This window comes from Albirhodobacter sp. R86504, assembly GCF_042466415.1.
Classification (GTDB): domain Bacteria; phylum Pseudomonadota; class Alphaproteobacteria; order Rhodobacterales; family Rhodobacteraceae; genus Albirhodobacter.
This window is the reverse complement of sequence record NZ_JAXHCH010000002.1, coordinates 1,011,913-1,029,195: the sequence shown is the minus strand read 5'-3', so window position 1 is coordinate 1,029,195 and position 17,283 is coordinate 1,011,913. Positions and strand designations below refer to the sequence as shown.

The window sequence follows — 17,283 nt, the reverse complement described above, 5'->3', positions numbered from 1 at the left end:
GTCAAGCTCCTGATCGCAATCGTCATAGATTCGGTCTGGTTCAAAGATTACACACACGGCTCAACCTCCTGCCATTGCATCGATGTTGAATCCATGCAACTCGGCATCACCGAAAGCTAGCGTCAACTGCGTGGCGGAATCTCAGGTAGGTGTTTTTGAAATTCCTCGTCTGTGACGAAACGTAAGAAAATCGGCTCTGGGATGCTCATTTGCTTAGTCGTAGATACGGCATCTACCGCGCTCATTATTTGCCCCCAGACCTCTCGACCATTTTCATAAGTAACTGCCTCTATGCCAGACATTTGGCGTATTTGGTTAATCGCTCTCAGCCAGGCGTAATGCGGCACTTCTAAATATTTCTTCCAAATGCGTTCTATCGTTCGCTTGCTAAGGTTCTTGCCACCTTTTGGTAGCTCCCGAAGACCCTCATAATACCCGTTTCTGTATGAAAGCATGTCTTCTGCTTCCGAGATTGCTTTTTCCTTATTGGAGCCTGAAACTATTTGGTGGATTACGGTCGAGATTGGGATAATTTCATCACTTAAGATTGAGATGAAGTTATTTCCCTCTTGATTGAGAATGAATCTGATGTGTTCAGTTCGATTGACCAATTTGAACAAGTGCTGAAGATAATGCTTTTCAACTTGATCACCATTGTCCTCAATCCAAGCTTTCAAATGAAATGAGACAAGGCCATAGTAGGCGTCGTAGAACCTAACGCCACGCCCTTTGGATAGAAGGAGCGCCTCCACTGCAAACAGTCGGGCATCTTCTGGACTGCAGTAGACAATGTCTTCTGTCGCAACAAGCAATTCAGTCATAAGTGCCCCCATTTTCGTTTCCGCAGGCGAAATCGCACCACCTTTCCATCAACTGCCGCCGCTTTTCCAACAGATCTGACCGCGCATAGGCGCGCTCGACATCCGACCCAACCTTGTGGGCCAAGCTCATCTCGGCCACTTCGCGGGACACATCAGGCCGCTCTGCCGCCCAATCGCGGAAGGTCGAGCGGAAGCCATGGACGGTGACCCCATCGATCTTCATGCGCCGCAGAAGCATCAGCATAGCCATGTTCGATAACGGTTTATGGCGCTTCTGACCCTCGAACACCGCTTCTGATCGGAGTGCCTTCAATGGCTCCAATATTGCGATCATCTGGGGCGTCAGCGGCACGCGGTGTTCCTCTCCAGCCTTCATCCGTTCATGCGGGATCGTCCAGAGCATCGCATCGAAATCAAACTCCTCCCAACGGGCCTGTAAGACCTCGTTGGTCCGGCTTGCGGTGAGGCAGGTAAACATCAGCGCCTTAGCCGCTGTGGCGTCCCGCGTGGCGAGGACAGCATAGAAGACGGGTACATCTTGCCAGCGCATCGCCTTGTGGTGCTGTACCTTCTGTTTGACGCGCGGCAAAACCTTTGCATCGCGGATCGTGTTGACGGGGTTTTCGCCATCCCGAAAACCCTTAGATTTGGCCACGTCCAAGACGGCTTTGATGCGCTGCGCCAGCCGCTTGGCTGTTTCGTGCTTTGTCGTCCAAATGGGTGACAGCACTTGCATGATTTCTGGCTGTTCGATTTCTGAAACGGGCAGGCGGCCGATCTTGGGGAAGGCGTACTCGGCCAAAGTGTTGATCCATTGCTGGCCGTGTTTGGGGTTCTTCCACGTTGGCAGGCGTTCGATATGAACCTGCTGCGCGATTTCTTCAAATGATGGAATTTCCTGCCGTCCATTGAAGCGGGGGTTGATGCCCTGCTTTGCCATGCGTCGATATTCAAGGGCTCGGTCGCGAGCTTGGGTCAGGGTGACGATATCCGCACCGCCAAGGCCGAAGTCTGTGCGCAAGGGCTTCCCCTCGCGATTCCGTTGACCCTTTACCGTGACGCGCACGATCCAACGCCGCGCGCCTGATGGATCAACCACGAGATATAGCCCATTGCCGTCGCCGTGTCTGCCAGACCCGAGAGCTCGGACGAGGTTTTTAGTCAGTTTTCCACTATGGTAGCTCATCGAAAAATACCACGTTCCATACCACGCAATGAACAGAAACGAGTCTAATCGAAGAAAAGTCTACGTCAACAATGAATGCAAATAATCAAACAAAAACAGCCCCGTATGGGGCCTAGCGACATCCAGCGGTATTGGGTGAAAATGGATATTGGCGGAGAGACAGGGATTCGAACCCTGGGTCGGCTCTCACCGACAACGGTTTTCGAGACCGCCGCATTCGACCACTCTGCCACCTCTCCGCGTCAGGGGTCTTCTTGTGGGCGGATTTAGCTAAGGCGGCGGGGGGTTGCAACCGCTAAATTGCACGACTTGGAAAAAAGTCGAAAAAGTTTTCACGACATGCGGGGTGGCGTTACGCGGGGCGCGCGGATTTGCACGTGCCAGCGCGCGCTTGGGCGGTATTTCGCGGGAAATAAAAGGCTTTAGAGCGGTCGGCTTGGCAAAGGAAGCGGGGCGGCGTAGCGTGGATAGAACAGGGCTCGCTGGTTCGAGCGTGAAATTGATGTGAGGGATGCGATGGGCATCGCGGGAAATGAGCGCGCTTTTTGCCTTGGGGCGAGGGCGATACGGTCCACGGGTGTGGCGTTGCTCTTGTTGGGGGGCGTGATGGCGGGGGCGGTGGGTGCCCAGACAGCGGGCGCGCGCGGGGCGGGGGAGCCGCCTGCGCTTTTGAGACAGGCGCCAGAGGCATCCCAGACCGCGACGGCGTTGGCGGAGGCGATCAGGATCGATGATCTGATTGCGGTGCTCGTCGAGGAAGAATTACTGTTTGGCGACGATTTACGCAGCGATATGTTGCCCGAGCTTGATCCGCAGCGTTGGCGGCGATTGATGAGCGGGCCGATCGACGCTGTGCAGCTCACGCCGGTGTTTCTCGATGCGCTCAACGGTGCGCTGCCAACGGCTCCGGATGATCTCGCCCCGCTGGTGGCTGTGGCGCGCGCGCCGGTCATGGCGAAGGCGATTGATTTCGAACTCAAGGCGCGCCAGCTGCTGCTTGATATTGATGTCGAGGATGCCGCGTTTGAGCGCGCCGATGCTGCGCGCGGATCAAAGCGATATGAGGCGCTTGCGGATTATGTCGCCGCGTTGGACCTTGTCGAGCTGAGCGTAAGCGGCTCGTTGAACAGCAATCTGACCCTCTACCGTGCGATGCGCGATGGTGGGGCGTTTCCGTTCGATGTGACGGAAGAGGACATGGTGAGCGATGTCGCGAGCGAGGCGGATGCGCTGCGGCAAGATATCGGCGAGTGGATCATGGCCTATCTCTATATGGCCTATACGCCACTGTCGGATGCGGAGTTTTCCCAATTGGTGGAGTTGGGCACGTCGCAGGCAGGGCGAGATCTCTTCCGAGCTGTTGATCAAGGGTATGAGGCGGTCTTCACCCATAATTCCAAAGCTTTAGGTGGCTTGGTTGCGGCGAGATTGGCGGGCGAAGATCTCTGATCACTTACCGATCTTCGGCGGCGCTTTAGGTCATTGATCTTGCGCGATGAGGCCCAAGCCGCGCAGGTAGACGCCGATGCCGCTTTCCAACAACTCCTCGGGCGAAAAGGGCGAACTGGTGGGCGTGCGTGCGTATAGCTCCACGACTCCGTGGCTGAGCGCGCGGATATGTGCCGCGAACATGGCCACGGGGGGGCGGCGGTCGCTGGGGATATGGGCCATCAAAGCGCTCGCTGCGCGGTAGGTGATGTCTTGCGCGCGCGCGGCGGCCTCGGCGATATTGGGTGATCGGTTCGGCAAGATCCCCGACTCGAACATTGCCATGTAATGGCCCGGGAATTGCCGCGCGAAGGCGAGATAGGCGCGGCCAGTTGCGCTAAAGGCGGCGAGGGCGGAGGGTTTCCCGTCTGCCCACGCATGCGCCATGACGTCCGCGAATATGGCATAGCCCTGCCGCGCGCATTCCGCGATCAGATCCTCACGCCCCTCAAAATGGCGATAAACGGCGGCAGGCGTCACGCCCGCCCGTTTTGCCGCCTCCGACAAGGTGAAACCGGTTGGGCCTTGCTCCGGAATGAGTTCCAGCGCCGCTTGAATGAGGGCCTGCCGGAGATTGCCGTGGTGATAGCCTTGCTTAGACATCGAGAAGCTTAATTCCCCCGGCGATCTTTTTGTCAATCTCGCCAATGGCTTTGAGGTCTTTCTTCGCGTAGTCTACCGCGTTCAGAACGGTTTGGATCGCGGCGAGGCGCGCACGCTTTTTATCGTCCGACCGGATGACGGTCCAAGGCGCGTGTTTGGTATCGGAGCTTTCAAGTGTTTCCTTGATCGCGTCGGAATAGGCGTCCCATTTCTTGAGGCCCTCAACATCGATCCACGAAAGCTTCCACTGTTTGAGCGGATCTTTTTCGCGGTCGAGAAACCGCTTGAGCTGCTCCTCACGGCCGACATTGAGCCAGAGTTTGACGAGGATAATCCCTTCCTCCACCAGCATTTTTTCAAAGTCGGGCAATTGGCAAAAGAAATGCTCGCGCTGAGCGGGGGTGCAAAAGCCGAAGACATGCTCGACAACGCCCCGGTTATACCACGACCGGTCAAACAGCGCGATTTCGCCCGAACTGGGCAGCCAATCCACATAGCGTTGGAAATACCATTGTCCCGCCTCGCGCTCATTGGGTTTGGGAAGCGCCACGATATAGGCCGAGCGTGGATTGAGGTTTTCGCGCATCCGCTCGATCGTGCCGCCTTTGCCGGCCGCATCGCGCCCCTCAAACACGACGACAAGCCGTTTTCCCGTCTCGCGCAAATCCCAAAGCATCTTCACAAGCTCAATCTGAAGCGCCTCCATATGCGCTTCCACATCCTCGTTCTTCAGCTCTTTATCGTAAGGATATGTGTCCGAGAGAATTTCACGTTTCCCTGCGTTTTCAATTGTTTCTCGGACAGATTTCGGGGCTTCCTCTTCCAGAAATTTGGTAATATCGCCGACATACGGAATGTCTTCGGGGAATTTTGTCTTGCCCATCGCGCTCTCCAAGTCTGGGGTCGGTTGCCTGTCTTGCCTTGCCTAGCACGGGGTTTGGCAGGGCTGAAAGCTCTAGTTTGCGCTGCGCTTTGCGGCGCGGTCAATCGCCGCTTTGAGGTCGTCGGCGGCGGTGTGCTGGATCATATGGCCTTGCCCTTCCAAAACCGCAAGGCGTGCCGAGGCCACCTCATTGGCAAGCGCGCGCGAATGAATGTCCAAGTAGACGGTTTCATCGGCATCCCCGTGCACCAATTCGATCGGCAGGGTAAGATCGGCGTAGGTGGGAAGAAGGGTCGCGATTTCTGACTTGATATCAAGTCGTTGACGCGCGTTCACGCGCATGGTTTCGCGGCGCAATGTCATCTCGGGCCCGAAATGTGCGGCGTATCCTTCTGGCACGGGCTGCGGCGCGAACGCTTGCGCGATCGCGTCTTCGACCACGCTATCGGGCGCCCAAGCTGTGATCAGCGGGGTGATCAGTTTTTGCCCCAGCCATGGCCCGGTAACCTGATACAGGAGGGGCGGCGGACCTTCCCAAAGGTGGGAGGGGGCGGAGGCCAAAACCATCGCGCGCAGGCTTGCAGGCGCCTGCGCGGCCCATGCCAAGGCCACCGCGCCCCCATAGCTATGACCAAACACGATTGGTGTGCGCGCGCCGGCTTTCTCCACCGCGGCGCGAATTTGCGCGGCCTGCGCGCGAAGGCTCACATCCTCCATCGCGTCGGAATAGCCAAAGCCGGGCCGATCCACGGTAAAGACGCGGTAATGATCCGTTAGCAGAGGCGTCAAGCGGAATGTCATATCACGCAGGCTGCCCGAAGCGCCGTGGATCAGCACCAAATCAGGCCCCGATCCCGCGATCTCCATATGCACTTTTTTCCCTGCCACATCGACGAACTGTCCCGTGGGCGGATAGGCGGCCTCGGCGGCGGTTTCACGCCATGCGGCGCGTGTGCATCCCGCCCCGATCAGGACGACAAGCGCAATGCTACTTGCCAATTTCCATGATATCATAAGGAGTTGCCTGATATATTTCATTTACCCAATTGCCATAAAGCAAATGGGCATGGGACCGCCAACGATTGAGAGGCGGCTGCGACGGATCGTCGTTGGGATAATAATGGGAGGGCACGTTAATTGGCACACCCGCCGCGATATCGCGGTCGTATTCTTGCTTCAACGTATCGCTATCATATTCGAAATGATTGAAAATATAGAGCGCGCGGTGATCGGGATCTTCAACGAGACAGGCGCCCGTCTCATCCGACGACAGCATCGGCTTCATCCCCGCCGCCACAAGCTCGGCCTCACGCATCTCCGTCCAGCGCGAGACAGGGATCAACAAATCATCCGAGAACCCGCGAAGATAGGGCGAGGCAGGCGCAAGGTTGTTCTGGCGGAAACATCCGAAAGCTTTGGCCGAGAGAGGATGTTTTTGAACGCCGTGGAAGTGATAGGCCATCGCCATCCCCCCCCAGCACACACCGAAGGTGGATTGCACGTGGGTTTGCGTCCAATCGAAGACGCGCTGCAATTCGTCCCAATAGGTGACGTCCTCAAATTCGAGCTGTTCGATGGGCGCACCGGTGATGATCAGCCCGTCGAATTTCTCACCCGTCGCGGCAACTTCGTTGAAGGGGCGATAGAACTCCTCCATGTGCTCGGCGGCGGTGTTTTTTGTCTGATGTTCGCTCATGCGGATCAGATGGAAGTTGATCTGGATCGGGGTCGCGCCGATGAGACGGGCGAACTGGTTCTCTGTCTGGATTTTCTTGGGCATCAGGTTCAACAACCCGATCCGCAGAGGCCGAATTTCCTGCGTCGCCGCCCGTCCGGGCGACATGACCATAACACCCTCACGCGAGAGGATATCATAGGCGGGCAGCGACTCGGGCAGGGTAATCGGCATTATCAGTCCTTCACGATAACTAGGGTTCGAGATAGGCGGCTTGGCCAGTGTTTCAAGCGGAGCTCAAAGCCGACGCATGGGAAAGGACCAAACCGGATGGTTTTGTGACGGGGTCTAGGACGCAAGCGCGCGTTTAAGATGCGCCAGCGTGTTACGCGCGGCGGTCAATTGCGGCGGTCAATTGCGGCGCCAATCAGCGCGATGAGATCGGCCTGATCGCGGACGGTTGCGACATCCTCCGCTTTCAAGGTCACGCCCCAATTGCGCGCCATCGCCGCGTAGCGTGGCTGGCGATGCGCCAAGGCCTGCGCATAGGTCCAGCGCACGAAATTATCGGGGTCGACGTCGCTCTCGGTAACGCCTTTGATCTCTTGATAGCGTTGCCACGCGGGTTCCAAAAACGCTGGCTGATAGTACATTGGCTTGGGCGCGCGATCAAACCGCCGGACCAACTCGTCCGTATGCGCGTCAGACCCTTCGATCCACACCATCAGAAGTTTCGACGAGAGCTCTTTCAAAATCACGTCGTTTGGATCGTCCGGCTCCACGACTTCACAGATTGATCCGCCTGAATCGCACACAAAATGTGGGATGTCGTAGATCTCTTTCGCGCGGGTGATGAACGGAACCGTATCCATCAGGGCCGCTTTTTCCGCCACGCAATGCTGGGTCTGGCGGCGCATATATTCCGCGAAGGGCAGGCCGCCCAGCGATTCATTGCCGGGCTTGCCGAGATAGGTCGAGAGGGGCGCGAGGTTCTCGAACGTGATATTGGATGCGATATAGACGCTATCTGAGAGCAATAGCTCACGCAGGAACGGATTTTTCATCGCTTCGCGCTTGAAGTTATCCGCGATATATTCGCCCATGTAGCGCGTGCCGATCCGGTAATCGATCGAATAGTGGAACCAGTCCCGCGTATCGCGCAGCATGGCGCTGACGTAGGTTTTGCCCAAACCCGACATCCCGAAAAACAGAACCTTACGCGCGCTGGCGTCTAGCCAGTCTTTACCACTGTTGTAAATCATAGCACCCTCAATCGCTTGGCGCAGGTGTAGCGCGCGCGGGCGGGGGCGTCACGAGGTTTTATGGGCGCTTTGGGGTGTTCTGCGCTTTAGGGTGCGCGATACCCGTCGGGGCTTGCGGGTTCGAGGCCAGCGGTGCGGTCGGCGCGGCCCGCGGCGCGAGACCGGGGAGTTTGACCTTGCCGTTGAGCACCAAAAGACCCAGCGCGAGGAGCGCGAACCCGCCGTAAGCCGAAAGCGGTAGCTTTTCACCATAGGCCAGCGCGCCCAAGGTGATGGCGACAGGCGGGATCATCAAAGTCACCATCGAGAAATTCCCCGCGCCAACATCGGCCAGAACCTTATAGTAAATCATGAACGCGAGCGCGGAGGCGACCACAGAGAGCCAGAAAATCGCCCCCCATACCGGTAGGGAATACGTGAAATCTGGCAAGCCATCTTGCCAGATTGCGAAGGGAAGAATCCACGCGCTTGCCCCCGCGAGCATTCCCGCGGCGGAGACCTGCGGGTTCAAATCGCGCACATAAAGCCGCGTGTACACGCTGCCCATCGAGTAGGAGACGGCCGCCCCCAGAACCGCCAACTGGCCCAAGGATGACGGGTCAAAGCCATGTAGGGCATCTGGTCCGACGCAGAGCACCACGCCGATAAAGCCGATCAAGATGCCCAGCGCCTTGCGCCGCGTGAGGCGTTCGTCGCCCAAAAACAGTGCCGCCGTCAGCACGCCGAAAATTGCAGTCGAGGCGTTGAGGATCGAGGCCAGTCCGCTGTCGATATGTTGTTGGCCCCAAACGATCAGCGAGAAAGGCAAGGCGCAGGCCGTGAAGCCCATGATTAGGAATTGGCCAATCCGGTGCAGGCCCTTGGGGCGCGGCAAACCCATCGCGAAGATTGCGATCCATAGCACAATCGCCCCGCCCAAAACCCTAAACCCCACAACCGATAGAACGCCGATCTCCCCCAAAGCCACACGATTGGACAGAAACGAGCCGCCCCAGATCACCGCCAGCAAGGCCAAAAGCGCCATCGCTTTGGGGGTCATCTGTTTTTGATGCGTGTCGGGCATTGGAAAATCCTTGTTTGGCGTATGGTGTCTGGCGGTCGCGCGATGGGGCGGGCGTTTCAAGATTGCGGTTTCAGCCTTGTCGGAGGCGTTAGAGCATCGGTTTGACGCGCCTGCCGGCCTGAATGTTGATCCAGTTGGCGATTAAGATCACGGCGCCGCCCAGCACAACCGGAAGACCGATTTCCTCGCCGTAAACCGCCCACGCGAGGATCGCAACCAAAGGCAGACGCAAGAAATCGACGGGCGCGCAAACGGAGGCAGGGGCGATCATAAACGCCCGCGTCATGCAGCTATGAGCGCCCAAACCAGCAAGGCCGACGATCACGAGATAGGGTAGGCTTTGCATCGTCGGGGCCGCAATGTCACCGTCGATCCCCGCACAAACGAGCCCGAAGATTGCCTGCATCACCGAGAGCCAGAACATGATCTCCGTCAAGGGCGCGCGCGTGGTCAGGCGCTTGGTCGCGAGGGCCGATCCGGCAAAGCCGAAGGCGCAGCCAATCGCGAGCAGGGTGCCTGTCTCCAATCCGCCCACCGCCCAAGGCCGCGTTACAATCAAGATCCCGGCAAAGCCGAGGGCGACCGCCACCGCGCGCTGTCGCGACATTGCCTCGCCCAAGACAAACGGCGCGGCGAGGGCGACCCAGAGCGGATAGGAAAACTCCATTGCAAAGAGCTGCGCGAGCGGGATCATCGTGAGCGCGGCGAACCAGAGATTTTGCCCTGTGAAATGCGACAGGTTGCGGATCAGGTGCAGGCCGAGGTTGCGCGCCTTGATCTTGTTCGACGTGCCTGCAAACCGCGCCGCAATTACGACAGTGATGATCCCGACGACGGATCGCCAGAGCATGATCTCGAACGTGTCATGCATCCCGCCCAGTTGCCGCCCCGCAAAGGCCATCGAGATGAACCCCGTGACGGCGCCGAGCATCCAAAGAGCGGCGCGAACATTGGCAGGCAGGGTGAGCATGGCGGGCCTTCGGGTGGGGGCGCCTCAGGGGCGCGGGGCAGAGAAGCAAGATCGCGAGACCTTTGATGCCGCGCCAAAATTTGTCCAGTCGGGAAAAGATACCGATACAATATTGAACCGCTGTATCGAGGTTCGGTCGCGCTTGGCTGGCGGTGTTCGCGGTGCGCGCCCAACGCGGCATCGGGCCACAGGGCAAGAGCTCGCCTATCGTTTCACGGCGCTTGCGCTCGGCCCCCCTTTGGGCGCAGTCTTGCGCGAGCGCAGAACGTTGAGGCTATTTCTTTTCAGACGGCGCGTAGCTGAGGAGTTTTCATGACCCGTCCAAACCCGTCTGTGCCGCCAATTGGCCTGTTCACCAAGCCGCGCAAACTGCCTGCCTTCTCGCGGATGCCAGTGGCGATTTTTCCTGTGCTTTTTGGCGCGATGGGGGTGGTTTTAGGGTGGCGCAAAGCGGGCGATCTGTCGGATAGCGGTGCGTTGACGGCTTTAGCCGATGCGGTTTCCGGCGCGACGATCCTGCTTTTTGGTTTTGCGCTGGTCGGTTACGCGGTAAAGCTCATCCGGCGCCCTTCGGTTGTTTTGGACGAGCTCACAATCCTTCCCGGCCGCACAGGCTTGGCTGCGATGGTGCTTGGCGTTTATCTGGCGGGGATGATTTTCTCGCGGATTTCGACCACTGCGACGACGGCATGTCTCATCCTTGGTTTGATCTTGCACGCCCTTTTGATCGGGCTTTTGATCCGCCAATTCGTTTTCGGCGCCCGCGAACAGGCCCGCGTGACGCCAGCTTGGCAACTCTCGTTCACGGGGCCGATTGTGGGCGCGTTGCTCGCGATGGAGCTGGGCATGCGCGATCTGGCGTTGCCGCTGTTTTGGGCAAGCTTCGCGAGCGCGGTGATCTTGTGGCTGATCTCGGCAGATCAATTCCGGCGCGCCTCGGTGCCCGCGCCGCTGCGGCCGCTTTTGGTGATCCATCTTTCGCCGGCGGCGCTCTTGGGCATGGTCGCGCTGGCGCTCGGGTATACGGGGCTTGCGACGGGCTTCACGGCCTTGTCGATGGGGTTTGTGGCGATGTTCGGCGTCGGCGGGCGTTGGTTGACGCAGGCCGGCTTTTCCGCGTTCTGGAGTGCCTTCACCTTCCCGCTGGCGGGCACAGCGTCGCTTTGGCTTGCGATGGGGGCTGCACAGCCTGCGGCTTGGGGCGAGGTGCTGATCGCGGCGGGCGGGTTGCTCCTCGTTGCGGCGACGCTCATCACGGCTCCGATTTTGGTGCGGCTTTTGAAAATGTGGGCCAAAGGCGACCTCGCGGTCAAATCAAACGCGGCGACGGCTTAAGAGGGTAAATCGCCACCTGTGCACGCATCGATATTAAGTTTTTGTAAATTCGCGCCTCCCTGCGCCCGATCTCGGCGTTTGCCCCTTGCCAAACTCCGCGCCGCGTGAAACAGGGAACCGCCAAACGATCACTGCCAAGGAGCTCTCCCATGCAGATTCGCGAGGCACTCACTTTTGATGATGTCCTCCTCGTGCCGGCCGCCTCATCGGTGTTGCCGTCGGAGGCAGATGTCTCGACCTTTGTGACCAAATCGATCCGCCTGAATATCCCGCTTTTGTCTTCCGCGATGGATACCGTCACGGAATCCCGCATGGCGATTGCCATGGCGCAGGCCGGTGGCATGGGGGTGATCCACAAGAACCTCGATGTCGCCAAACAGGCCGATGAGGTGCGCCGTGTGAAGCGCTTCGAGAGCGGTATCGTGTTCAACCCGATCACGCTGACGCCGGACCAGACTTTGGCCGATGCAAAGGCGCTGGTCGCGCAATATAACGTCTCGGGTTTCCCTGTTGTGGATGCCACGGGCCGCGTTGTGGGGATCGTGACAAACCGCGATATGCGCTTTGCCTCGGATGAACGGACGCCGGTCTCGACGATGATGACGACCGATAATCTTGCGATTCTACGCGAGCCTGCCGACCGCACCGAAGCGATGAACCTGATGAAATCGCGCCGGATCGAAAAACTGCTCGTCGTGGACGGGGCAGGGAAGCTCACCGGCCTGTTGACGTTGAAAGACAGCGCGCAATCGGTTCTGCATCCGCTCGCGTGCAAGGATGACAAGGGCCGTCTTCGGGTCGCGGCGGCAACGGGTGTTGGCGATGCAGGGTTCGATCGCTCCTCGGCTTTGGTCGAGGCGGGCGTCGATATCATCGTGATCGATACTGCGCATGGTCACTCGTTGGGCGTCGTTGAAGCGGTTGCGCGCGCGAAGAAAGCTTTTGGCGACCGTGTTCAAGTCATTGCCGGTAATGTGGCAACTGCATCTGCCACGAAGGCCTTGATCGACGCGGGTGCGGATGCGGTTAAGGTTGGTATCGGTCCGGGCTCGATCTGCACCACGCGGATCGTGGCGGGGGTTGGCGTTCCACAATTGACAGCAATCATGGACGCGGCCTCGGGCGCGGGCGATGTGCCGGTCATTGCAGATGGCGGGATCAAATTCTCGGGCGATTTCGCGAAAGCGATTGCGGCTGGCGCGAGCTGCGCGATGGTCGGCTCCGCGATTTCGGGCACGGATGAGGCCCCTGGCGAAGTTATTCTCTACCAAGGGCGCTCCTATAAGAGCTACCGCGGGATGGGGTCGCTTGGCGCGATGGCGCGGGGATCTGCTGATCGATATTTCCAAAAAGATGCCGCCTCTGACAAGCTGGTGCCTGAAGGGATTGAGGGCCAAGTGCCGTATAAGGGCGCTGTGGGCACTGTGTTGCACCAGATGGTCGGCGGTTTGCGTGCGGCAATGGGTTACACCGGTTCCCCGACGGTTGCGCAGATGAAGGGCGGATGCGAATTCGTGCGGATCACGGGCGCGGGGCTTAAAGAAAGCCATGTGCATGATGTTCAGATCACCCGCGAAAGCCCGAACTACCGGATCGGCTAGGCAGCCCATTCAGGATTGAAGACAGGCCCCACGATGTGTGGGGCCTTTTTCATGGCTGCTGTGTCGCGCGCGGGCTCAGAGGTCGTTTTGGACCTGCTGCGAGCCCGAGGTGATGACTTCGCCGGTATACTCAACATCGCGGCCAACGCCTTTAACGGTTTCGCATGCTGTGAGAACGGTGAGGGCAAGGATAGGGAAGATATACAGTTTCTTGCGCATCGGATTTTCCTTTCCGGTTTCTTTATGGAGGGTTAACGCCGCGCGCGGGATTTGGTTCCGTCAAAACATGGTGATCGTGTAGGGGTGTGCATGCGGCAGGCCGTGCGGATGTCAGAGTTCGCCATTGCGCGATGCGGTGGATCGCGTGTATCGGTTTCGCCGTAAACGGTCCTTGATGAAAATGTGAGCCTGCCAACATATATAATCTACCGTCCTATGCCGTCTCGATCGCGCTGTTTCTATGTATGCTATTTGCGATGGCGCTCGGCGGGCTCACCGGCAAGCGGATGCAGGCTCGGGTAAACGAGGATGCAAAGGCGCAGGCGAATGCGGTGCAGGGGTCGCTTTTGGGTTTGCTGGCATTGTTGCTGGGTTTTGAGCTACTCCCCATTTGTTGGACAGGATCTGGCGTAAATTAAGCTACTCTTTGCACCTGCTGATCGGGGTTGGTTGTTTTAATTCTCTGCCAATAGACCACGGCAGGTGGCCTGCCGCCAAGCGAGGAATGCGGTCGCTTGTGATTGTAGAACTCGATCCATTTTCTGATGCCTGCTTTCGCCTCCGATCCGGTTTCCCAAGCATGCGGGTAGACGCATTCATACTTCAGGGACCGCCACAGTCGTTCGACGAAGATGTTGTCAAGGAAGCGGCCCTTGCCATCCATTGAAATGCGGACATTTGAGCGGCTCAGTCGGTCTGTCCATGCAAACGATGTGAACTGTGAGCCTTGGTCGGTATTCATAATCTCAGGCGGGCCGAACTTGTGGATCGCTTCGTTCAACGCATCGACGCAAAACTCTGCCTCCAGCGTGTTTGAGATGCGCCAAGCCAGCACCTTGCGTGTGTGCCAGTCCATGATTGCCACAAGATACAAGAATCCGCGCCGCATTGGCAGATAGGTAATGTCGGCGCACCAGACTTGGTTGGGCCGATTTACCCGCAACCCACGCAGCAGGTAAGGATAAATCTTGTGCCCCTTTGCCGCCTTGCTGGTGTTCGGCTTCTGATAGATGGGCATGAGGCCCATCAGCCGCATAATGCGTCTGATCCGTTTCTCGTTTACGACGTGATCCTCATTTCGCAGGTGCCAAGTCATCTGGCGCACGCCGTAAAACGGGGTTTCCAGGAACTGCTTATCAATCAGCCGCATCAGGTCGAGGTTCATTTCACTTTCGCCTTTCGGCTCATAATAGAACGAGGATCGAGAGATCGACAGCAACGCGCATTGCTTCCCAACAGACAGCCCAGGCAGATTGGGCTCAACCATCTTGCACCTCATTTGTCGGTCCAGGGTTTGAGCTTTCTTGCCAAAAAATCGTTGGCGACGGCCAACTCCCCAATCTTGGCGTGCAGGTCTTTGACCTGCTCTTCATCGACTTCCGGTGCCTTCCGGCCGCCACGCTCAAATACGCCAGACGCACCTTCAAGCAGAGCACGTTTCCATTGATGGATCATCGTGGGATGCACGCCGAACCGACTGGCCAGCTCGCTGACCGTCTCTTCGCCCTTCAGCGCTTCCAACGCTACCTTGGCTTTGAATTCTGGATGATGTTGCTTCCGTTTCGACATCGTCGATCTCCTTCGTGTTGAAGATCAACAGACAACAAATCGCAGCTTACGTCAGTGTCCTAATTTTAGGGGGTAGCTCAGTTTTACCTTCTCGCTGTCGCTGGGCCGCTTTGATCAACGCTCCGGCGAGGTGGTCAATGAGGCCAATGCGATCGGTACAGCATGGCTGCGCAGCGATCTGATCGGGGATGAGCGGCGTGACGCGGCGAAAGCATTGTTGCAGCGCTATGTTGCGATCAGGGCAGAGGCCTCCACCATTTCCGCCGCCGAGACGCAAGCGCGCGGGGCGCTGATCGAAGAGGCGAATGATGTGTTTGCCGAGCTGTGGCAGGTCGCGGTTGCGGAGGCACGTGCGGCGAGTAACCCTGTCACGATGTCCTTTGCCGCAAGCTTGAATGACATGACGGATGCCCTCGCGAGCCGCGATGCCGCGATCAACCGCCATGTGCCGGAGCTCGTGTTGATCCTGCTGTTTGGAACATTCATCTTGCTGGGCGGTGTTGTTGGCTATTCATCGGGCATTTCGCGCATTCGGCCCGGCGTGCCGGTTTATGCAATGATGTTGCTGATCGTGGTTCTTGTGTTCTTGATCATCGACTTGGATCGTCCGCGGCGCGGCTTGATCGAGGTGGATCAAACCAATCTTTCCTCCCTCAACGAGAGTATCGCGCAGTGGCGCCCCTGACCGAGGGCAGTCATCCCCGTTCGCAGCGGGCGACCTGAACGCAAAAGGCGGGCCATTGGCCCGCCTCGCACAGAGAAAGAAACGAGCAATTAGGCCGCTTTTTTCAATGCTTTTTTAGCTGCTTTGAGCTTGCTTTCTTGCTTGGCAACTTTTGCCTTGCGCGTTTTAACTTCTTTTTTCAGCTCTTTGATGTTTGCTTTTGCCATCTGGTTTAAGCTCCTCTTTAAACTTCATTTCGGTGGTCGCTGTTGCGATGTCACCTTCGGCGTGTTGCAAGATGAACTCGCGCATGAACCTGCGGATTTCGCGTGCGGCGCTTGTATCGAGCGCCTCGCATAAGTCCACAAAAGCATCCCTTTCAGTGCCCTTCACACGGATAATCAGCTGGCTGTCCTTGCGATCAAGCTTCGCCTTGCGGGGTTTCTTGATCTTGTCAGACGCGCCGTCTGGTGTCCGTTGGGCCTCCGTCAGGGGGGCGTTTTTATCCATCGCATGTCTCCTTGCTCGTTCTGTATATACACATTGTCATTGCTTTGTATATACATTGTATTAAATTTTCTGCCTCGAGCGCGGTTTTGAAGTGTGACGAGTTTTTACGCGCAGGCAAAACCGACAGTTCCCACCCTTGATCTGCTGCGAATGATTGCGCAAATCGTCAACACAGGCTAAGCCCGCGCCAACCCTATAGGAGCCTGCCCATGACCCCCGCCGCCCGTATCCAAGCCGCTATCGAAATCCTTGACCGTGCTTTGCGCGGGGAGGCGGCAGAGGCCGTGCTAACGGGCTGGGCGCGGTCCAACCGGTTCGCAGGGTCTGGTGACCGCGCGGGGATACGCGATCTTGTCTATGATGCGCTGCGGTGTCAGGCCAGCTACGCGCATTTAGGCGGGGCAAGTGCGACGCAGCTTGCCGATACCTCGATGACGGGCGGCGGGATCACGGGGCGGATGCTGATGCTCGGCCTGCTGCGCGCGCAAGGTGTTGATCCTACGACTTTGTTTACCGGCGAGAAATTCGCGCCCGACGCCCTGAATTCCCTTGAGGAGATCGTGCCGCAAGCCCCGACCGGGCTCACTGCGCTGGATTGTCCGGCGTGGTTGGAAACGTCGCTTCGGGCCAATCTCGGGGCGGAGTTTGAGGCGGTGATGGGGGTCTTGCGGACCCGTGCGCCTTTGTTCTTGCGGGTGAATATCGCGAAAGCCAGTGTGGCGGAGGCGATGGCGGCTTTGGATGCGGAAGGCATTGTCACGCAGCCGACAAGCCTCGCGAAGAACGCATTGGAAGTTATTGAGAACCCGCGGAAAGTTGCGGGGTCACTGGCTTACACTCAGGGGCTTGTCGAGGTTCAGGATGCCGCGTCGCAAGCGGTTATCGAGAGCTTGGAGATCACGGCCGGCATGAAGGTGCTCGATTATTGCGCGGGCGGTGGCGGCAAGGTTCTTGCGATGGCGGCAATGGCGCCGAAGGCCAAATTCGTCGCGCATGATATCGACGCAGGACGGACGGGCGATATTCCTGTGCGTGCCAAGCGCGCCGGCGCAAAGATTTCGATGGCCGCACCCTATGAGGCGGAAGCCCAAGGCCCGTATGATCTGGTCGTGATCGACGCGCCATGTTCGGGCTCGGGCACATGGCGGCGGACGCCGGAGGCTAAATGGCGTTTGACGCCTGAGCGCTTGAAAGAATTGGCGGGGATTCAGGTCGAGATCCTTGCGGCCGTTGCACCGATGGTCAAATCGGGCGGGCATGTCGCCTATATGACGTGCTCTTTGCTAGATGTTGAAAACTTTACGCAAATCGAATCCTTCCTTGCGGCGAACCCCGATTGGACGCTGTGCAGCGAACGCAGCATGACCCCGCTGGAAGGCGGCGACGGCTTCTACACTGCAGTTTTACGCAAGCCGTAAGCCGGAAGCATCGTAA

Annotated in this window: 17 protein-coding genes and 1 tRNA gene; 5 read left to right on the top strand and 13 right to left on the bottom strand. The window is 58.1% G+C overall.

Annotated elements, in window-relative coordinates; all coding sequences use genetic code 11:
• Positions 1-122: 122 nt before the first annotated feature.
• From SJY32_RS06960 to SJY32_RS06950, 3 genes are all read right to left on the bottom strand, one after another.
• Positions 123-821, bottom strand: a complete 699-nt coding sequence (locus SJY32_RS06960) for a hypothetical protein (protein WP_376873279.1) — start codon at positions 819-821, stop codon at positions 123-125.
• Positions 814-2,007, bottom strand: coding sequence for a tyrosine-type recombinase/integrase (locus tag SJY32_RS06955; RefSeq protein ID WP_376873277.1), 1,194 nt, complete (start codon positions 2,005-2,007; stop codon positions 814-816). Before SJY32_RS06955 ends, SJY32_RS06960 begins: the two co-directional genes overlap by 8 nt.
• Before the next feature lie 149 nt (positions 2,008-2,156).
• Positions 2,157-2,246: transfer RNA gene (locus SJY32_RS06950), tRNA-Ser, on the bottom strand.
• Positions 2,247-2,523: 277 nt separating this feature from the next.
• Here SJY32_RS06950 and SJY32_RS06945 point away from each other — a divergent pair.
• Positions 2,524-3,456 (top strand): hypothetical protein, encoded by a 933-nt coding sequence (locus SJY32_RS06945; RefSeq protein WP_376873275.1) that lies wholly within the window; start codon positions 2,524-2,526, stop codon positions 3,454-3,456.
• A 30-nt stretch (positions 3,457-3,486) separates the two neighbouring features.
• Here the strand turns inward: SJY32_RS06945 and SJY32_RS06940 are convergent, their stop codons facing one another.
• The 7 genes from SJY32_RS06940 to SJY32_RS06910 form a co-directional block, all read right to left on the bottom strand.
• Positions 3,487-4,098, bottom strand: a complete 612-nt coding sequence (locus SJY32_RS06940; RefSeq protein WP_376873273.1) for a TetR/AcrR family transcriptional regulator — start codon at positions 4,096-4,098, stop codon at positions 3,487-3,489.
• Entirely contained in the window at positions 4,091-4,981 is an 891-nt protein-coding gene (gene ppk2, locus SJY32_RS06935) for a polyphosphate kinase 2 (protein ID WP_376873271.1), read from the bottom strand. The genes SJY32_RS06940 and ppk2 overlap by 8 nt, the downstream gene beginning before the upstream one ends.
• 72 nt (positions 4,982-5,053) lie before the next feature.
• Positions 5,054-5,995, bottom strand: coding sequence for an alpha/beta fold hydrolase (locus SJY32_RS06930; RefSeq protein WP_376873269.1), 942 nt, complete (start codon positions 5,993-5,995; stop codon positions 5,054-5,056).
• The gene (gene metA, locus SJY32_RS06925) at positions 5,970-6,890 is read right to left on the bottom strand and encodes a homoserine O-succinyltransferase (RefSeq protein ID WP_376873267.1); all 921 of its coding nucleotides are present in this window, start codon (positions 6,888-6,890) and stop codon (positions 5,970-5,972) included. The genes SJY32_RS06930 and metA overlap by 26 nt, the downstream gene beginning before the upstream one ends.
• 164 nt (positions 6,891-7,054) lie before the next feature.
• Positions 7,055-7,918, bottom strand: a complete 864-nt coding sequence (locus tag SJY32_RS06920; protein ID WP_376873265.1) for an ATPase — start codon at positions 7,916-7,918, stop codon at positions 7,055-7,057.
• A 58-nt stretch (positions 7,919-7,976) separates the two neighbouring features.
• Positions 7,977-8,981: a DMT family transporter gene (locus SJY32_RS06915; protein WP_376873263.1), complete on the bottom strand. Its 1,005-nt coding sequence runs from the start codon at positions 8,979-8,981 to the stop codon at positions 7,977-7,979.
• A gap of 88 nt (positions 8,982-9,069) precedes the next feature.
• The gene (locus SJY32_RS06910; RefSeq protein WP_376873261.1) at positions 9,070-9,951 is read right to left on the bottom strand and encodes a DMT family transporter; all 882 of its coding nucleotides are present in this window, start codon (positions 9,949-9,951) and stop codon (positions 9,070-9,072) included.
• Positions 9,952-10,263: 312 nt separating this feature from the next.
• Here SJY32_RS06910 and SJY32_RS06905 point away from each other — a divergent pair, with 312 nt between their 5' ends.
• Positions 10,264-11,286, top strand: coding sequence for a tellurium resistance protein (locus tag SJY32_RS06905; RefSeq protein ID WP_376873259.1), 1,023 nt, complete (start codon positions 10,264-10,266; stop codon positions 11,284-11,286).
• Between the two features lie 149 nt (positions 11,287-11,435).
• Positions 11,436-12,887: an IMP dehydrogenase gene (gene guaB / locus SJY32_RS06900; RefSeq protein WP_376873257.1), complete on the top strand. Its 1,452-nt coding sequence runs from the start codon at positions 11,436-11,438 to the stop codon at positions 12,885-12,887.
• A 75-nt stretch (positions 12,888-12,962) separates the two neighbouring features.
• Here the strand turns inward: guaB and SJY32_RS06895 are convergent, their stop codons facing one another.
• Together SJY32_RS06895 and SJY32_RS06890 are read right to left on the bottom strand one after the other, a co-directional pair.
• Positions 12,963-13,106: a hypothetical protein gene (locus tag SJY32_RS06895; RefSeq protein WP_376873255.1), complete on the bottom strand. Its 144-nt coding sequence runs from the start codon at positions 13,104-13,106 to the stop codon at positions 12,963-12,965.
• Positions 13,107-13,521: 415 nt separating this feature from the next.
• A protein-coding gene (locus SJY32_RS06890) for an IS3 family transposase (protein ID WP_376870199.1) occupies positions 13,522-14,675 on the bottom strand; the annotation gives its coding sequence in 2 pieces (ribosomal slippage) (positions 13,522-14,408 and positions 14,408-14,675; 1,155 coding nt in all).
• Positions 14,676-14,805: 130 nt separating this feature from the next.
• Between SJY32_RS06890 and SJY32_RS06885 the strand changes: the two genes are divergently transcribed.
• A complete protein-coding gene (locus SJY32_RS06885) occupies positions 14,806-15,360 on the top strand; it encodes a hypothetical protein (RefSeq protein ID WP_376873253.1) in 555 nt (184 codons plus the stop codon).
• 165 nt (positions 15,361-15,525) lie between these two features.
• Here SJY32_RS06885 and SJY32_RS06880 read toward each other — a convergent pair whose 3' ends face one another.
• Complete coding sequence (locus tag SJY32_RS06880) at positions 15,526-15,849, bottom strand: hypothetical protein (protein WP_376873251.1); 324 nt, start codon at positions 15,847-15,849, stop codon at positions 15,526-15,528.
• 209 nt (positions 15,850-16,058) lie between these two features.
• Here SJY32_RS06880 and SJY32_RS06875 point away from each other — a divergent pair, with 209 nt between their 5' ends.
• Complete coding sequence (locus tag SJY32_RS06875; RefSeq protein WP_376873249.1) at positions 16,059-17,267, top strand: RsmB/NOP family class I SAM-dependent RNA methyltransferase; 1,209 nt, start codon at positions 16,059-16,061, stop codon at positions 17,265-17,267.
• The last annotated feature ends 16 nt before the right edge of the window (positions 17,268-17,283 follow it).